This window comes from Roseovarius confluentis, assembly GCF_002917925.1.
In the GTDB taxonomy this organism is placed as follows: Bacteria; Pseudomonadota; Alphaproteobacteria; order Rhodobacterales; family Rhodobacteraceae; genus Roseovarius; species Roseovarius confluentis.
This window is the reverse complement of record NZ_PPFE01000011.1, coordinates 1-15,751: the sequence shown is the minus strand read 5'-3', so window position 1 is coordinate 15,751 and position 15,751 is coordinate 1. Positions and strand designations below refer to the sequence as shown.

At 59.9% G+C, this 15,751-nt stretch carries 19 protein-coding genes and 2 pseudogenes; 20 read left to right on the top strand and 1 reads right to left on the bottom strand.

Going from position 1 to position 15,751, the window contains the following annotated elements; all coding sequences use genetic code 11:
• The first annotated feature begins 33 nt into the window (after window positions 1-33).
• The 17 genes and pseudogenes from istA to C2I35_RS18155 all read left to right on the top strand — a co-directional run bounded on the left by istA (window position 34) and on the right by C2I35_RS18155 (window position 12,127).
• The gene (gene istA / locus C2I35_RS18230; RefSeq protein WP_146050076.1) at window positions 34-1,521 is read left to right on the top strand and encodes an IS21 family transposase; all 1,488 of its coding nucleotides are present in this window, start codon (window positions 34-36) and stop codon (window positions 1,519-1,521) included.
• A complete protein-coding gene (gene istB / locus C2I35_RS18225; RefSeq protein WP_103764485.1) occupies window positions 1,518-2,279 on the top strand; it encodes an IS21-like element helper ATPase IstB in 762 nt (253 codons plus the stop codon). Before istA ends, istB begins: the two co-directional genes overlap by 4 nt.
• 147 nt (window positions 2,280-2,426) lie before the next feature.
• Window positions 2,427-3,362, top strand: a complete 936-nt coding sequence (locus tag C2I35_RS18220; protein ID WP_103764484.1) for a TniQ family protein — start codon at window positions 2,427-2,429, stop codon at window positions 3,360-3,362.
• Between the two features lie 223 nt (window positions 3,363-3,585).
• Complete coding sequence (locus tag C2I35_RS18215) at window positions 3,586-3,945, top strand: hypothetical protein (RefSeq protein ID WP_245890541.1); 360 nt, start codon at window positions 3,586-3,588, stop codon at window positions 3,943-3,945.
• Between the two features lie 58 nt (window positions 3,946-4,003).
• Window positions 4,004-4,731 (top strand): annotated as a pseudogene (locus C2I35_RS18210) (HupE/UreJ family protein).
• Between the two features lie 12 nt (window positions 4,732-4,743).
• On the top strand, window positions 4,744-5,367 hold the full coding sequence (locus C2I35_RS18205; RefSeq protein ID WP_103764483.1) for a transmembrane anchor protein: 624 nt from the start codon (window positions 4,744-4,746) through the stop codon (window positions 5,365-5,367).
• 202 nt (window positions 5,368-5,569) lie between these two features.
• Window positions 5,570-5,923: a hypothetical protein gene (locus C2I35_RS18200; RefSeq protein ID WP_103764482.1), complete on the top strand. Its 354-nt coding sequence runs from the start codon at window positions 5,570-5,572 to the stop codon at window positions 5,921-5,923.
• Between the two features lie 90 nt (window positions 5,924-6,013).
• Window positions 6,014-7,453 carry a multicopper oxidase domain-containing protein gene (locus C2I35_RS18195; protein ID WP_103764481.1) on the top strand — a complete coding sequence of 480 codons (1,440 nt, stop codon included), beginning with the start codon at window positions 6,014-6,016 and terminating at the stop codon, window positions 7,451-7,453.
• Window positions 7,454-7,490: 37 nt separating this feature from the next.
• Window positions 7,491-7,946: a DUF411 domain-containing protein gene (locus tag C2I35_RS18190; RefSeq protein ID WP_103764620.1), complete on the top strand. Its 456-nt coding sequence runs from the start codon at window positions 7,491-7,493 to the stop codon at window positions 7,944-7,946.
• Window positions 7,947-8,012: 66 nt separating this feature from the next.
• Window positions 8,013-8,147, top strand: a complete 135-nt coding sequence (locus tag C2I35_RS22685; protein WP_009503829.1) for a hypothetical protein — start codon at window positions 8,013-8,015, stop codon at window positions 8,145-8,147.
• A 154-nt stretch (window positions 8,148-8,301) separates the two neighbouring features.
• Complete coding sequence (locus C2I35_RS18185; protein WP_103764480.1) at window positions 8,302-8,727, top strand: c-type cytochrome; 426 nt, start codon at window positions 8,302-8,304, stop codon at window positions 8,725-8,727.
• The gene (locus C2I35_RS18180) at window positions 8,724-9,317 is read left to right on the top strand and encodes a DsbE family thiol:disulfide interchange protein (RefSeq protein ID WP_103764479.1); all 594 of its coding nucleotides are present in this window, start codon (window positions 8,724-8,726) and stop codon (window positions 9,315-9,317) included. Before C2I35_RS18185 ends, C2I35_RS18180 begins: the two co-directional genes overlap by 4 nt.
• Entirely contained in the window at window positions 9,314-9,826 is a 513-nt protein-coding gene (locus C2I35_RS18175) for a TlpA family protein disulfide reductase (RefSeq protein ID WP_057796928.1), read from the top strand. The genes C2I35_RS18180 and C2I35_RS18175 overlap by 4 nt, the downstream gene beginning before the upstream one ends.
• A gap of 81 nt (window positions 9,827-9,907) precedes the next feature.
• The gene (locus tag C2I35_RS18170; RefSeq protein WP_103764478.1) at window positions 9,908-10,207 is read left to right on the top strand and encodes a hypothetical protein; all 300 of its coding nucleotides are present in this window, start codon (window positions 9,908-9,910) and stop codon (window positions 10,205-10,207) included.
• Entirely contained in the window at window positions 10,204-10,902 is a 699-nt protein-coding gene (locus tag C2I35_RS18165; protein WP_103764477.1) for an SCO family protein, read from the top strand. Before C2I35_RS18170 ends, C2I35_RS18165 begins: the two co-directional genes overlap by 4 nt.
• Complete coding sequence (locus tag C2I35_RS18160; RefSeq protein WP_103764476.1) at window positions 10,899-11,390, top strand: hypothetical protein; 492 nt, start codon at window positions 10,899-10,901, stop codon at window positions 11,388-11,390. Before C2I35_RS18165 ends, C2I35_RS18160 begins: the two co-directional genes overlap by 4 nt.
• Window positions 11,387-12,127 carry a cytochrome c biogenesis CcdA family protein gene (locus C2I35_RS18155; RefSeq protein ID WP_103764475.1) on the top strand — a complete coding sequence of 247 codons (741 nt, stop codon included), beginning with the start codon at window positions 11,387-11,389 and terminating at the stop codon, window positions 12,125-12,127. The genes C2I35_RS18160 and C2I35_RS18155 overlap by 4 nt, the downstream gene beginning before the upstream one ends.
• Window positions 12,128-12,230: 103 nt before the next feature.
• Here the strand turns inward: C2I35_RS18155 and C2I35_RS18150 are convergent.
• Window positions 12,231-12,503 (bottom strand): annotated as a pseudogene (locus C2I35_RS18150) (glutaredoxin); the annotation flags it as partial.
• A gap of 141 nt (window positions 12,504-12,644) precedes the next feature.
• Between C2I35_RS18150 and C2I35_RS21965 the strand changes: the two are divergent.
• From C2I35_RS21965 to C2I35_RS18135, 3 genes are all read left to right on the top strand, one after another.
• Complete coding sequence (locus tag C2I35_RS21965; protein WP_146050075.1) at window positions 12,645-13,007, top strand: hypothetical protein; 363 nt, start codon at window positions 12,645-12,647, stop codon at window positions 13,005-13,007.
• A 304-nt stretch (window positions 13,008-13,311) separates the two neighbouring features.
• Window positions 13,312-14,772, top strand: a complete 1,461-nt coding sequence (locus C2I35_RS18140; RefSeq protein ID WP_057796934.1) for a TolC family protein — start codon at window positions 13,312-13,314, stop codon at window positions 14,770-14,772.
• 12 nt (window positions 14,773-14,784) lie between these two features.
• Window positions 14,785-15,751: multicopper oxidase family protein (locus C2I35_RS18135; RefSeq protein WP_103764619.1), on the top strand; the 967-nt coding region annotated here is incomplete at its 3' end.

Here is a 15,751-nt window from a genome sequence, read left to right as displayed (position 1 = left end):
TCTGGCGACAGGGAGGGCGGGAGGATTTTCACCGTGGATTTGTATCGGAAAGTTCGGCTGGCCTGTGCTGAGGGCATGAGCCAGCGAGAAGCGGCGCGGCATTTCAACATCTCGCGCGACAGCGTAGCCAAGATGATGGCGTTTTCGGTTCCGCCTGGATATCGACGAACGGCACCGGTCAAACGACCAAATCTGGATGCCTTCACCGGCATCATAGACGGTTGGCTGGACAGCGATCGGGAGATCCATCGCAAGCAGCGCCACACGGCGAAGCGTGTGTTCGAGCGGCTCCGCGAAGAGCACGGGTTCACCGGCGGCTACACGATCGTGAAGGATTACATGCGTCAGCGCGAACGGCGCGGCCGCGAGATGTTCGTGCCGCTGGCGCATCCGCCCGGGCACGCCCAGGCCGACTTCGGCGAGGCGGTGGTTGTCGTCGACGGTGTTGAGCAGAAGGCACACTTCTTCGTTATGGATCTGCCGCACAGCGATGGCTGCTTCGTGCGAGCCTATCCGGCGGCCACCGCCGAGGCTTGGGTCGATGGCCATATCCACGCCTTTGCCTTCTTCGGCAAGGTGCCGATCTCGATCCTGTACGACAACGACCGCTGCTTGGTTGCGAAGATCCTGCCGGACGGAACGCGCAAGCGGGCGACGCTCTTCAGCGGGTTCCTGTCACATTACCTGTTCCGTGATCGATACGGCCGTCCCGGCAAAGGCAACGACAAGGGCAACGCGGAGGGCCTGGTCGGCTATTCCCGGCGCAACTTCATGGTGCCGATCCCGCGGTTTGCTTCTTGGGAGGCGTTCAACGTCGATCTGGAGGAGCAGTGCCGAAAACGCCAGTCGGATGTCCTGCGGGGGCAATCCGAGACCATCGGAGACCGGCTCGCGCGGGATCTGGCGGCGATGTCCGAACTCCCCGCGGCGCCGTTCGATGCCTGTGATCAGGCGACCGGACGGGTCAGCTCCCAGGCGCTGGTGCGCTACAAGACCAATGATTACTCGGTGCCGGTCGCCTACGGCCACCGTGACGTCTGGATCAGGGGCTATGTCGACGTGGTTGTGATCGGCTGCGATGGCGAGGTGATCGCACGCCATCCCCGCTGCCACGACCGTGAGGACATGGTCTTTGATCCGGTGCATTACCTTCCGCTCATCGAGCAAAAGATCAACGCTCTGGACCAGGCGGCGCCCCTGGCTGAATGGGACCTGCCGTCTGAGTTCGCGACCCTGCGCCGCCTGATGGAAGCGCGAATGAAAAAGGCCGGGCGCCGCGAGTATGTTCAGGTTCTGCGCCTGCTCGAGACCTTCGGCATCGATGACCTCCACGCCGCGGTGAAGAGGGCCCTGCAATTGGGGGCGGTCGGCTTTGATGCGGTCAAGCACCTCGTGCTCTGTCACGTCGAGAAGCGGCCGCCGAAGCTCGACCTCGACGTCTACCCCTACCTGCCACGCGCGCATGTCGAGACGACCTCGGTCGCCAGCTACATGGCCCTGACGTCGGAGGCGGCGGAATGAGTGACGCCCCGAAGATCCTGCTCGCGGATCATCTGAAGACGCTGAAGCTGCCGACCTTCCTGCGGGAATACGACAAGCTCGCCCGACAATGCGCCGCCGAAGGTCAGGACCACGTCCAGTTCCTGACCCGCCTGGTCGAGTTGGAACTGATCGACCGGGAGCGGCGGATGATCGAGCGGCGCATCAAGGCGGCGAAGTTCCCGGCCACCAAGAGCCTCGACAGCTTCGACTTCAAGGCGATCCCCAAGCTGAACAAAATGCAGGTGCTGGAACTTGCCCGCTGCGACTGGATCGAGCGGCGGGAGAACGTCATCGCCCTTGGCCCGAGCGGCACGGGCAAGACCCATGTTGCTCTCGGCCTCGGGCTGGAGGCCTGCCAGAAGGGGTTGCCCGTCCGCTTCATCACCGCCGCCACGCTGGTCAGTGAACTGATGGAGGCCCGCGACGAACGTCGCCTGCTGCGGCTGCAAAAGCAGTTGGCCAGCGTCAAGCTGCTCATCATTGACGAGCTGGGCTTCGTGCCGCTCTCCAAGACCGGTGCGGAGCTCTTGTTCGAGCTGATCTCGCAGCGCTATGAGCGCGGCGCCACGCTGATCACCAGCAACCTGCCGTTCGACGAATGGACCGAAATCTTCGGCACCGAACGGCTGACCGGCGCTCTCCTCGACCGCCTGACCCATCACGTCAGCATCCTCGAAATGAACGGTGAGAGTTACAGACTTGCCCAAAGCCGCGCCCGGAAAGAAGCCGGCACCTGATCAACCGTCACAGAATTGGCCCTGCGGACCAATGCGCCATGGCACGCGCCAGCTATCTGGAGAGCGCGCGCGCCATGGCGCTTGGCACCCTGCCACTGGCCTGGTTTTACACCGCCGCGTGGCCGGTTTTTACTCCGCCGTTGACAGATGACCGTCAGACCGTTACCGTTCCGGCCACCGCCGGCGCGCGATGAGCTTCTGTCCAGCTGGATCGGGCGACTGGCGAAAGCCAATCATTGTTCGGTTGAAGAGCTTTGTGGTTATCTGGGTTTGGGGCAGGGCAGGGTGCCGGAATGTGCGAACGACCTGCGGGCGGTGAACTGGGCCAGGCTATGCGGTGCGGTTCAGCGGTCCCCGGATGAAATCGCCGCCATGTGCCTTCCGGACGCGACGCATCATTCGCTGCGTATCGTGTCGCAGCATGACTTCCAGCATTGCCCGGGGTGCGCGGAGCATACGCCCGGTCTCACTCTTCGTCATTGGCGCTTTGCATGGTCGATGATCTGCGAAACCTGCGGTGAGTCTCTGGCAACCAAGTATCCAGCCAAAGATGTGTCAGGCAGACTTCGGGCTCGAGCTTTAGGCGGCGCGAAAGCTCTTAAGACGGCTGTCGCTATGAACAATCTCGCGCGGTTGCGCCGGGTGGATTTGACCTTGCATCTCATGGCAGTGATGGAGATCGGGCATCTTTGGGCGCCCACTTCGGGGAGTGAGCGCGAAAGGTTAATGGCGCTTGCCGGGATCGGTATAAGCGTGACTCGTCCCATTTTGGGTGCTGCCATCATTCTACGTGGAAATGAACGGATGGTCCTTGAGTTGCGTCGCGCCTTTCCTCAACATCGTCGGGTGATTGAGCGGGCCCGTGGGTTGTCGCGAGACCTCGGCCAGCGGCTTCCGGGGCGGTGGGAATCAGAGCATCCGACCGGGCAGAAAACGCATGGAACGAGCCGCCCAAGTGCATCCGAGAGCGCTCTGCAGGCAGCTCGTCAGGCCATATCCGAGCTTGGAGCAGACGCAAATCGCCAAGCGCTTCTGACGCGCGCCGATGCAATCTGGAAAGGCTCAGTTGGTGTCAAATCCTGAGGCGCGGAGCCTGTGGATATATTGCAATTAAGGGTACAAAAGTGCTCCAAAATGCCCTGAATCCGCAGAATCTGATTTATTAGGGTACTGTGACAGCGGGATGGGTTGCATGAACCGGGGGATTTCTCATAAGGAAGGCTTATCCTCCCCTGGGGGATAGAACAAGATGGTGCCGCGACGCACCACGCGAGCGACGAGCGGGCAGGCAGGCAGGCAGGCAGAGATGATGACAACCTTACGGACAATCGGACAAGCCGCCTTCGCCACACTTCTCTGCATGGCCCTGCTGGTCTGGTCAGTGCTACCCACGACCTCTCATGTACCTAATGTCCTCGATGTGATCCAAGAGCATTCGGAAATGATCGCGGAACATGGTCATTCACATGGTTTCGAAGAAGATATTCTCTGGGCCATGCACGGCCATAGCCATGACAGTATCGATCACGATCACAGTCAAGCGGTCGTGCCCGGTCTCGATCTGTCGTCGCAGCCGCTTGATATCTACAGAACCGCATGGCGGCTGAGTTCGGCCACGTCGAACACGTTACGGATAAACCAGATCGAACGCCCTCCGCGCGTCTGATCGGCCGCGCCATCGGCGCGTTGCATTCGATCATCAACACATATGCGGAGTTAAATCCATGACTACAGTCCATCGGGGCTCGACCGATCTCGGCATTCGCCGGACCGTGATCCTGTCCTCCATTATGCTGTCAGCGCTCATTCTGAATGCGGGACAAGCACTTGCCCATGCCGTGACCGAAGGTGACGCAGGCTATATCCAGGAAATCTGGGGGTAAACATCATCCCCTTCATGTATCTCGGTGCCAAACACATGGTGACCGGCTACGATCACATCCTGTTCTTGTTCGGCGTCGTCTTCTTCCTCTACAGGATGAAGGACGTCGGCATCTACGTGAGCCTCTTCGCCCTCGGGCACTCGACCACGATGCTCGCCGGTGTCTGGTTCGGGTGGGGCATCAACGCCTACATCATTGACGCCATCATCGGCCTCTCGGTCGTCTACAAGGCGCTCGACAATCTGGGGGCTTACCAGCGCTGGTTCGGGTTCCAGCCCAACACCAAGGCCGCGACGCTGATTTTCGGCTTCTTTCACGGCACCGGCCTCGCCACCAAGATTCTCAACTACGAGATCGCTTCGGACGGACTGCTGGCCAATCTTCTGGCCTTCAACGTCGGTGTCGAGCTCGGCCAGATCATGGCGCTCGCCGTGATCCTCATCGTCATGGGCTACTGGCGGAAGTCCCCGAACTTCTTCCGCCAGGCCTACACCGCCAACGTCGTCATGATGTCCATGGGATTCATCCTCATGGGACTGCAAATCACCGGCTATTTCGAGGCCGCATAAGGAGACAAACAGATGTTCAACGCAGAAAAACCCAGCCTCGACGAGCTTCCAAGCTCTGCTCAACTGATCCGCTCCACCGTCATCGCGGCGGTCTCGGCGGTCGTGATCCTCGTCACCGTCGTCCTGCCCGCCGAATACGGCATCGACCCGACCGGGATCGGCGGCGCGATCGGTCTGGCCGAAATGGGAGAGATCAAAACCCAGCTCGGGGAAGAGGCCGAGGCCGACAGGCTGTTAGAGCTTGAAGCTGAGGAGCAGTCAAGCCTGATGAACGACATCTTCGGGCTCTTTGTCGGCACAGCCCACGCGCAGGAAGCCGAGATCTGGCGCGACGAAACCACCTTCACGCTGGCACCCGGTGACAGTGCCGAGTGGAAGCTGGTCATGGAAGAGTGCCAAACGGTGGAATACCGGATGCTGGTCGAAGGCGGTCGGGTGAATTTCGACATGCACGGCCACGGCGGCGGCAATTCGGTGACCTATGAAAAGGGCCGCGGTTCGACGGGCGACGAGGGCGAGATCATTGCGGCATTCGACGGCGAACACGGCTGGTTCTGGCGAAATCGAGACAGCGAGCCCGCGACCGTGACGATCCAGGTGCGCGGCGAATACACCAAATTCAAAGACGCAAGTTGACACAAGGGCAGCCATCCGCATGAAAGTAAGCGGATGGCTGCTGGCTTCGAAACAGACCTTGGGTAAATATGCAGTCTCGCCTCGAATTTTCCTCTGAAACCATCCGCCGGCATTCGTTGGCCAATCGGCGAGTACCAATGTCACGCCGATGTTACAGGATAGTTCTTGACTTCCCCCTACTGGAAGCTTGCATAAGAATTGCATGATCCGCGCTTTCCGCCTCATTTTGATTCTGGCTTTCAGCTTCGGTGCCGTGATTGCACCGGATGGGGTGTCGGCCAGTATGTCGGACGCGGCCATTACGCAGATAGACACCGCCGAGAGCCAAGATCAGCTTTGCTACGGATGCGTCCCCGCAGGATTTTCTGACGCGGTGCCCTGCGAGGGCGGGTGTCCTGTTCCTTGCGGCTCCAGTGGAACGGCCGGCATCATCGCCAAGGTTTCGTTAGCGCAGCTCGCCATGCCCTTTGGTATTGCCGTCCGGGGTGCCGAACCTCTAATGCCGCTCGGCATCAATCCTTCACTCGATCCATTCCCGCCCAAACTGCCTGTCTGAACCTGAAACCGGCCTCGCCTGCTGCGAGGCCTGATTGTTGCCTTGGCCGAAGCTGGCTGTGTGCGACCCTTTCAAATCAAGGCAATTGCGATGATCCTCCACAGACCGATTTCACGAAGGCACGTGCTTCGCACAGGTGCTGCATTCACAGCCCTATCCGCTCTGTCACCTGCACGAATGGCGATGGCCGATCCAACTGGGGACCCATTTGTCTTACGCGCGGCATCCGGACAGGCCGCCCTGCGCCCGTCACCATACGGCCCGACTAATGTCTGGAGCTATGACGGATCCGTCCCCGGTCCTGAAATCAGGGTCCGGCAGGGCGACCGCGTGCGGGTTCTGGCTCGAAATGGGTTGGATGAAGGGACCACAATCCACTGGCATGGCATCCGCACGCCCAATGCGATGGACGGGGTGCCGTTCCTCACGCAGGACCCGATCCCCTTCGATGGCGAATTCCTGTACGAATTCGATGCGCTGGATGCGGGCACGTTCTGGTATCACCCGCACCAGCGCAGTTCGGAACAGGTCGGACGCGGGCTTTACGGGCCGCTGATCGTGGAGGAGGCGGACCCGATCCGCGTCGATCGCGACGTGACCTGGATGTTGGACGACTGGCGCATGACCCGGGACGGACAGATTGCGGATGACTTCGGCAACCGCCATGACGCGATGCACGGCGGTCGTATTGGCAATTCCGTGACCATCAACGGTCAGATCCCCGAACGCATCTCGGTGCAATCCGGTGAGCGCATCCGCTTGCGGCTAGTCAACGCGGCGAACGCGCGGATATTCGGGCTGGATTTCGGGGGTCTTGCCCCCGTCGTGGTCGCGCTGGACGGTCAACCCGTGACGCCCCATGCCCCTGACGGCGGGGTCGTGGTGATCGGCCCGGCGATGCGTGTCGATCTGGTCATCGACTTGACCGGCAAGCCCGGAGATGCCGTGACCGTCATCGATGCCTTCTACGAGGGACTTGAATACCGTCTGGTTGATCTTGCCTACGCGCCGGACAGGCTGCGGGACACGGTGCCGGATTGGTCGATGGAGCTGCCGCCCAACCCGCTGGCCGAACCGGTCATGGCGTCGGCCGCGCGGCACCGGATCGTCTTCAACGGCGGAATGATGGGGCAGATGATGATGGGCGGCGGCATGGGGTCGATGATGGACCAGATGCGCGAGGGCAACATGTGGTTCATCAATGGAGAAGCCGCGACGGGTCATATGATGGACCCCTTGCTGGTCCTGCCGCAGGGCACGTCGCACATGTTCGAGATGGATAATCGCACCGCCTGGCACCATCCGATCCATTTTCATGGGCATTCGTTCCGTGTGATTGCCCGCAACGGACAACCGACTCGGTATCGCGAATGGCAGGACACCGTCCTGATGGCACCCGAAGAACGGGTCGAGATCGCCTTCGCCGCGGACAATCCCGGTGACTGGATGTTCCATTGCCACATTCTGGAACACCAGGCGGCGGGCATGATGGGCGTCATCCGTGTCGAACCCGGCACGACCAAAACTTGAAACTCACACACTTAGGACCATGAAAATGAATGAACCGATGAAGAAGATACTTGGATTTGCCAGCCTCGGCACGGCAGGTACCGTCGCCGTCCTTGCGATGAGCCTGAATGCCGCGCCTGCCGCGGCGCAGGAGGTCACGCTCTACAAGAACCCACAATGCGGATGTTGCGAGAGTTACGCGGACTATCTGCGCGAGAACGGTTTCACGGTGGAGGTGAAGCCGACCCACGATCTGGCGCAGATTAGCCGCGATGCGGGCATCCCGGATGACTTCCAAGGCTGCCATGCAGCCTCTTTGGACGAATACGTTGTCAGCGGCCACGTGCCGATCAATGTCGTCAACAGGCTGCTGGAAGAGCGCCCGGAAATTGCCGGTGTGACTCTTCCCGGCATGCCATTGGGGTCGCCGGGTATGGGCGGTGCGAAACAGGAGCCCTTCAAGATTTACACCGTCGAGGAAGGTGTGAGCCCGACCGTATATGCGGTCGAATGATCTATCGCGCGGTCTGGTGCGAACCCGTGCCAGACCGGCTTCAAGGGAAAGCAAAGGATGGAATGCATGATGATGGACGGTGGAATGATGGGCGGCGGCATGATGATTGCGATGGGCCTCGTCTGGTTGCTGATCGTGGGTGTGCTGGTGCTCGCGGCGATCGCCTTGGTCAAATACATCCGCTCGGACAGCGGGAAATAGAAATGTGCCAGAATGCGGATTGAGGATGCCAGCAGTGGCGACAGCCTGTTGTCGATGGGATTGGCCTGGGCGCTTTGCGTCCTGCTTGTCCTGTCGTTGCTGGCGGCACTTTTCATTCTCTGTATGTGGTTCGTAACAAGAATGCGGAAGTGCCGTGAAAAACACCATTAGGCTCGCTGCGGTCTTGCTCGCCACAACGGTTTTGCCAGTAGCGGCGCAGAGCGACGTGCTCATGGGCGAGCGCCTTTATCAAGAAAATTGTGCCAGTTGCCATGGGGCGAACCTGGAGGGGCAACCAGATTGGCGCACACGATTGCCGAACGGCAAGTTGCCTGCCCCGCCGCACGACGCCTCCGGCCATACCTGGCATCACCCCGACCGCGTATTGCTCGACATCGTGAAACGCGGGCCGGCGGCGATTGTCGGGAACGGGTACGAAAGCGACATGCCCGGATATGAGGATGTGCTGACAGACAATGAGATCACGGGGATCATTGACTACATCAAGAGCACATGGCCCGACCGGATCCGCGCGTCGCAGGAAAGCCGATCCCTTGCCGATGAGCAGGCGCAGCCATGACGGAAGAGGTCGAGGGAAATGCCGACCCTGTGTCGCGGCGCAGTATCTCCAGGTTCGTGCTGGTGCCGCTGATAGCTTTTGCCCTCATGGTCCTGTTCAGTTGGGGGCTTTTCAAGGGTGGCGACGACTTGCCGTCGGCACTTCTCGGCAAACCCGTGCCCGACTTCGCGCTGCCCCCGGTGCTTGGCCGAGAAGAAGGTCTTTCGACGCAGGACCTGATCGGACACGTGTCACTGGTGAACGTCTTTGCCTCGTGGTGTGTGCCCTGCCGTGCCGAACATCCGCTGTTCATGGAGTTGAACGCAACCGGTGAGGTGCCGCTCTACGGAATCAACTACAAGGACCCGCCCGATCAGGCGCGCGCCTGGCTCGACGAATTGGGCGATCCCTACGCGCGCATTGGGGCCGATATCAACGGACGCGCCGGTATCGAATGGGGCGTCTATGGCGTGCCCGAAACCTACGTCATCGCCGATGGCACCATCGCCTACCGCCATGTCGGTCCGATTACGCGGTCAATCCTGGAAGAAACCCTATTGCCGATCGTCCGTGATCTGAACACCCAATCCGCCAAGGAGACAACGCCATGAAACATCTGAAACCGGCGCTGATCGCTTGGGCACTGTCCGTCGGCACGGCGTTTGCCGGACCGCAGGGGTTCGCCCTGCACGATACCCCGCAGCCCGTCGCCAATGTGCGCTACGAGAAAGAAGACGGCAGCCGTGGGGACATGGAGGACTTTCGCGGCAAGGTGATCCTCGTGAACGTCTGGGCAACCTGGTGCGTCCCCTGCCGCGAAGAGATGCCGACGCTGGATGCGCTCCAGGCGGAACTTGGCGGCGACGACTTCGAAGTGGTTGCCCTTTCCATCGACCGGGCCGGATCACAAATCGTTCGGCGTTTCTACGACGAGATCGGTGTCACCAATCTCAATATGTATGTCGACCAGACCATGCTTTCGATGACCGCGCTGCGCACCGTTGGCCTGCCGACGACGATCCTGATCGACGCGCAGGGGCGGGAGCTCGGGCGACTGGTCGGACCAGCCGAATGGGACGACCCCGAAATGGTGTCCTTTCTGCGCGGATTTATCGAATGAGTTCCCCAGAAGACGTTCCCTCACCCTTGACCTTCCAGTTACCGGAATGACTATCTCACTAACATAGAAAGGATTTTTCGGATGACCGACGTAATACCGTCCAGCGACGCAGCCACTTCAGGCATTTCCAGTGCTGGCAACAGGCCCCCGTTGTTGACGCGCAGGCGATTGCTTTTCGTCGGTGCGGCAACGGTCATGGGGGGTGGCATGGCGCTGAACTGGGGATGGCTCACCGCGATCGGGCTCGCGCCTGTTCTGGTCTCGCTGGCCCCCTGCGCTGCGATGTGCGGTCTCGGTTTATGCATGAAGGGCGGGTCCGGCGGACAATGTAAGGATGCGAAAACAGCCAATCCCATTCAAACTGAAAGAGGCGACACTTGAACAGTTTTCTGACCCGTCGCGCAGCCTTGGCGATACTTGCGACCACGATTTCGTCTCCGGCCTTCGCCAATCATCCGGGTGAAAACCTGGATGCACGTATGTTCGAGATGGAACCCTACTTCCAAGCCATCGATGCAGCGCAGGCTCCGGATTTCGAGTTGCGGGATTCCGAGGGGAATACTGTGCGCTTGTCGGACTTCGGCGACAAGGTGGTCATCCTGCACTTCATCTACGCCAATTGCCCGGATATCTGCCCGCTCCACTCCCAAAAGATCGGGGCCATTCAGGCCTCGATCAACGACGGGCCGATGAAAGATTTGGTACAGTTCATCTCGATCACGACCGATCCGGTGAATGACACGCCGGACCTGCTGCGCGATTACGCGGATCGGCATGGACTCGACACGAGCAACTGGGTCATTTTGACCAAGCAGCCTCATCAATCTGATGACGTAACGCGCCTTCTCGCGCGGGAATATGGGATGGAGTTCACGATGACTGCCGACAGCGACACGATGATGCACGGAGCGGTCACCCATGTCGTGGACATCGGCGGACGGTTCGCCGCAAAATTCCATGGCATGGACTTCAAGAACGTGAACCTGATCCTCTACGTCAGCGAGTTGATCAACAACGACCAACATCGACGCCGGGAGCCCAGCTGGTGGGACCGGCTGACAGGTGTGTTTCAATGAGTGTCGTCGCGACTGGCGTCAGGCTGTCCTCGACAGACGGAATCTCCCTGACAGCTCTGCGTCGGTATTTTTCGGTAATAATCCCGGCCAATCTGATCTGGGAGTTCGCACATATGCCGCTCTACACGATCTGGAAAGAGGGCACTTGGGGGGAGATTGTCTTCGCAGCCGTCCATTGCACGGGTGGCGATATCCTGATCGCCATGAGCACGCTGATGCTTGCGCTCATGCTGTCGGGCCGGGGCTGGCCCCTGGTTGCCTCCACGCGGCGGTCTGTGACTGTCCTGACGGTGGTATTCGGGCTGGGATACACGCTGTTCAGTGAATGGCTCAACATTGTGATCCGCGCGGCCTGGGCCTATTCGGACCTGATGCCGATCATTCCGATCCTTGATGCGGGCCTGTCACCTGTGCTGCAATGGATCGTGATCCCGCTGACCGCGTTCTGGTGGGCCCTGCGGCCCTTCAACACCGATCGTGAAAAATGACGGATATCTCCGGCATCGGCATTTTCGCGGCCTTTCTGGCGGGGGCCATTTCGTTCCTGTCGCCCTGCGTCCTGCCGCTGGTGCCGGGCTATGTCTCCTATATTGCGGGCCAGCCGGATTTGCGCACGACGCGTTCGGTCGGCCTGCGGGCGCGCGCCGGGGCGCTCGGGTTGAGCGCCTGCTTTGTCTTGGGCTTTTCGACAGTCTTCGTCGCACTCGGGGCTGGGGCCAGTGCGCTCGGATCCCTGCTGCTGACATGGCGCACCGAGCTGAACTATCTCGGCGGCGCGATCATCATTCTGTTCGGACTGGTCATGCTGGGTGTCTTTCGTCTCAATGCGTTCTCGCGCGATACCCGTTTCAATCTCGACATTCCCGGCGGTCGCCCGCTCGGGGCATACGTGCTGGGACTGGCCTTCGCCTTTGGCTGGACACCTTGCATCGGACCGATCCTCGGCGCGATCCTGACACTCAGTTCGACCTCCGGCGGCATGGCGGACGGCATCTGGCTGCTGTCGATCTATTCCGCTGGTCTAGGGGTGCCCTTCCTGCTGGCGGCGCTCTTCACCGACGCCATCGCCGCGCGGGTAAGGCAGATCGGCAAGGCCGGCCGCTGGCTCTACAAGGGCGCGGGTATTGCCATGATCATCATGGGAGTTGCCATCATGACCGGGCAATTGTCACGGTTTGCCTATTGGCTGCTGGGGACGTTTCCCTTTCTCGCGACAATCGGCTGACGAACCTCGAACCAGCTCTTGGCGTGATGGTTGGTAAGTGGGGATCATCTCCACCACTCAAATAGGTCGTACACGCCGCGCCCCTGTAGAGGTCGCGGGGCCGTCAGCCGATCAGGTAGACCCGGATCGGCATCCAGATCCCCATCACCACCATCATGACGTTTTCGGTGAGCGAGACGAACCCCAGCGGCACGTTGCTGTCACCGCCGACGCAGGCGCATTTCAACTCGCGCTTGTCGATGTAGACCGCCTTGAATACCGATACCGCACCTACGGTGCCGATGAACAAGGCCACGGGTGCCGAAAGCCAGGTGAGCGCTCCGGCGACCATGAGGATACCCGCGAAGGCCTCTCCGAAGCGATAGATCTTGCCGTAACCTGCGGATTCTCCAAATGGTTGGAGGGGAGTCGGGGCTCAGGTCACAGTTTTCAAAGGATGGAAACGTTGACAAAATGCTCTCCATGATACATTTAACTTACTATGAGGATCGCTCTCACCATTTCAAGATTGCGTCAGATGATGCTTGGTATCATCTGTGTGCTTGCTTTGGCTACAGTTCCGTCGTCTGCTCTACATGCTCAGATGGGCGGACATGGCGAGCCGGTTGGCACAGATCATAGCGCCGAAACGATGTCTGAATTAAACGATAGTGGTCACGGCCATTCCACCGCAACTCATTGCGGAGAAAGCGAACACGTTGCAAACGCGGATGACGAACATGACGGGATTCAATGCTGCAACGGCTTCTGCTTTTCGGTTGTTCTCGATGAAAGAAACGTGATCCGGTCGCGCGACGAGCCAAGCGCGCGTCACGTGGCTGTCGACCGCCTGATCGTATCGTTCGAACCGGACAGCCCGCAACGCCCACCACGAGTCTGACTTAGCCGCCGATCCGGTATGTGGATCTTCTGAGTGCGCCTGCAAAGCGTTCTCGAATTTCTCAATAAGTCAGGTCTAAACTAATGAAAATTGCTATACTTCTGGGCGCATCTGCGCTCGTGCTTGGGGCATGCACGTCAGAGCCCACGCCGCTTCCGAGCGTTGCCAGCCAAGAGGCTACGTTCAATGGTACAGTCTCATCCCCCTTGTCTTACAAAAACCCCCTGGCCGGGTACACGTTTCGCGGCCCAACTGGACCGCGCGACTGGCGCGAGGTCAACGAAGAGCAATCGGAGGCAAACTGATGATTTTGACGAGACCTTTACTTGCGCTTGGTCTGCCAATGACACTGGCAGCATGCGCGACGGCGGTTCCAGATGCCTACACGGACCAGAAAGCCGGGTTTTCGATTGTGTCAACCCAGACCGCGGCGGCCATCGGCAAAAGAACAGCTTTTGCGCAGACCCAAGCCGAGAACGCGGAATTGAAAAAACAAGTTCACGCAATGGTCCATCAACGAACGATCTCGGCAGACACGGCGGTGCAGGTCGCGCTCTTGAACAACAAGGGGCTGCAAGCCTCCTATGCCAATGTCGGACTTTCGGCTGCAGAGGCTTGGCAGGAATCAACGCCGGAGAATCCGATCGTTGCAATCGGAGTGCTTGGCATCGGAGCTGCGGAATTGGGCGCTTACCGGGCGATAGAAGGGTTGTTTCGAGCGAACATCCTTGACGCGCAAACGCGGAAGCAACGTGTTCTGCTGGCAGATGCGAATTTTCGGGCCGCACAGATGAATGCGGTGAATGACACGCTTGCGCTTGCCAACCAGACGCGAATGGCGTGGATCAACGCCGTGGCTGCGTTTGAAACTGTAACGTATCTCAAGCGTGCCAAGGCCACTTCCGACGCCGGGTCAGAACTTGCGGCCCGGCTGGGCGAGACCGGCGCGCTGAACAAGGCCGGTCAGGCGCGGGAACAAGCGTTCAATGCCGAGCTGGCTGGACAGCTGGCACAGGCCCGACTGAATGCAACCCAAGCCAAAGAAGATCTGACGCGGTTAATGGGGCTGTGGGGCACCGAAGTGAATTACTACGTGCCCGATGCTTTGCCAGCGCTCCCGAGGTCGGTTGGGCCAATCACCAACCTGGAAGCTAAAGCCCTTCGAAACCGGTTCGACCTGCGGGTCGCTAAACTCGGGCTTGAAGCGCAGGCGGCTGCATTCGGGCTGACCGATCAAACGCGGCTTGTGACCGATCTCGAGCTCATCGCTGGTTTCGAAGCAGAGCGGGAAAGAGAGGACGGTAACCTTGAAACTGAAACTACCCCGCAGATTGAGCTGGAGTTCGCCATCCCGATTTACGACACCGGCAAGGCGCGGATGCGCAAAGCCGAGCTGATGTATCTTCAAGCGGCAAATGTTCTGGCTGAGCGCGCGGTCAATGTGCGGTCCGAAGCACGTTCTGCTGAGACCGCTTATCACGCATCTTACAAGATTGCGCGTCACTACCGCGACGTTCTTGTGCCGCTGCGCAAGACCATCGAGGAAGAAGGCCTGCTGTCCTATAACGGCATGATTACCAACACCTTCGAATTGCTCACGGATGTGCGCGAAAAACTTGGTTCCTCGCTCGAGGCGGCCAATGCCAAGCGTGACTTCTACTTGGCCCAAGCGAACTTGACTGCCGCCATATACGGCGGTGGCGCAGGCGGAATGGGCGATGGAGAGGGCGTATCACTTGCCGCCGGTGGCGGCGCAGGGCACTGAAAGGAATATGACATGATCAATAGACGTCAATTACTTGGGGCCGGCGCCGCAGGAGCGGCGCTCGTCTCCTCTCAAGCTTGGGGCAAGACCACAAACATGGGCTTGCCAGAAGCGGCCCAAATGGACACTGCCGCGACGGCGATTACTCCGCGGCCCTCTTCCGGGCCAGATTACAATCCCGTCGTGACGCTCAACGGCTGGACCCTGCCCCACCGCATGAATGGCGGCGTGAAGGAATTCCACCTCGTCGCCGAACCGGTCGAGCGCGAACTCGCTGATGGAATGATCGCGCATTTGTGGGGCTATAACGGCCAGTCCACGGGTCCAACGATCGAAGCGGTCGAAGGTGACCGGGTCCGCATCTACGTCACCAACAAGCTCCCCGAGGCGACGACGATTCATTGGCACGGGATGATCCTGCCTTCCGGCATGGACGGGGTCAGCGGACTGAGCCATCCCGGCATCCCGGCGGGCAAGACCTACGTCTACGAGTTTGACCTGATCAAATCCGGCACCTTCATGTATCACCCGCATGGCGATGAAATGGTGCAGATGGCGATGGGGATGATGGGCATGTTCGTGGTCCATCCCAAGGACCCCACGTTCATGCCGGTGGATCGTGATTTCCTGATCATGCTCAACGCCTTTGACATTGATCCCGGCACCTACGTGCCGCGCATCATGACCATGACCGACTTTAACTTGTGGACCTGGAACAGCCGGATCTTCCCCGACATCGATCCTCTGGTAGTCAACAAGGGAGACCGGGTGCGTGTGCGCGTCGGCAACCTGACGATGACAAACCATCCCATCCACATGCACGGCTATGACTTTAAGGTCACCTGCACGGATGGCGGCTGGGTGTCGCCTGAAGCGCAATGGCCAGAGGTGAGCATCGACATCCCCGTGGGCGCGATGCGCGCCTATGAGTTCGTCGCGGACCATCTGGGTGACTGGGCGATCCACTGTCACAAGTCAC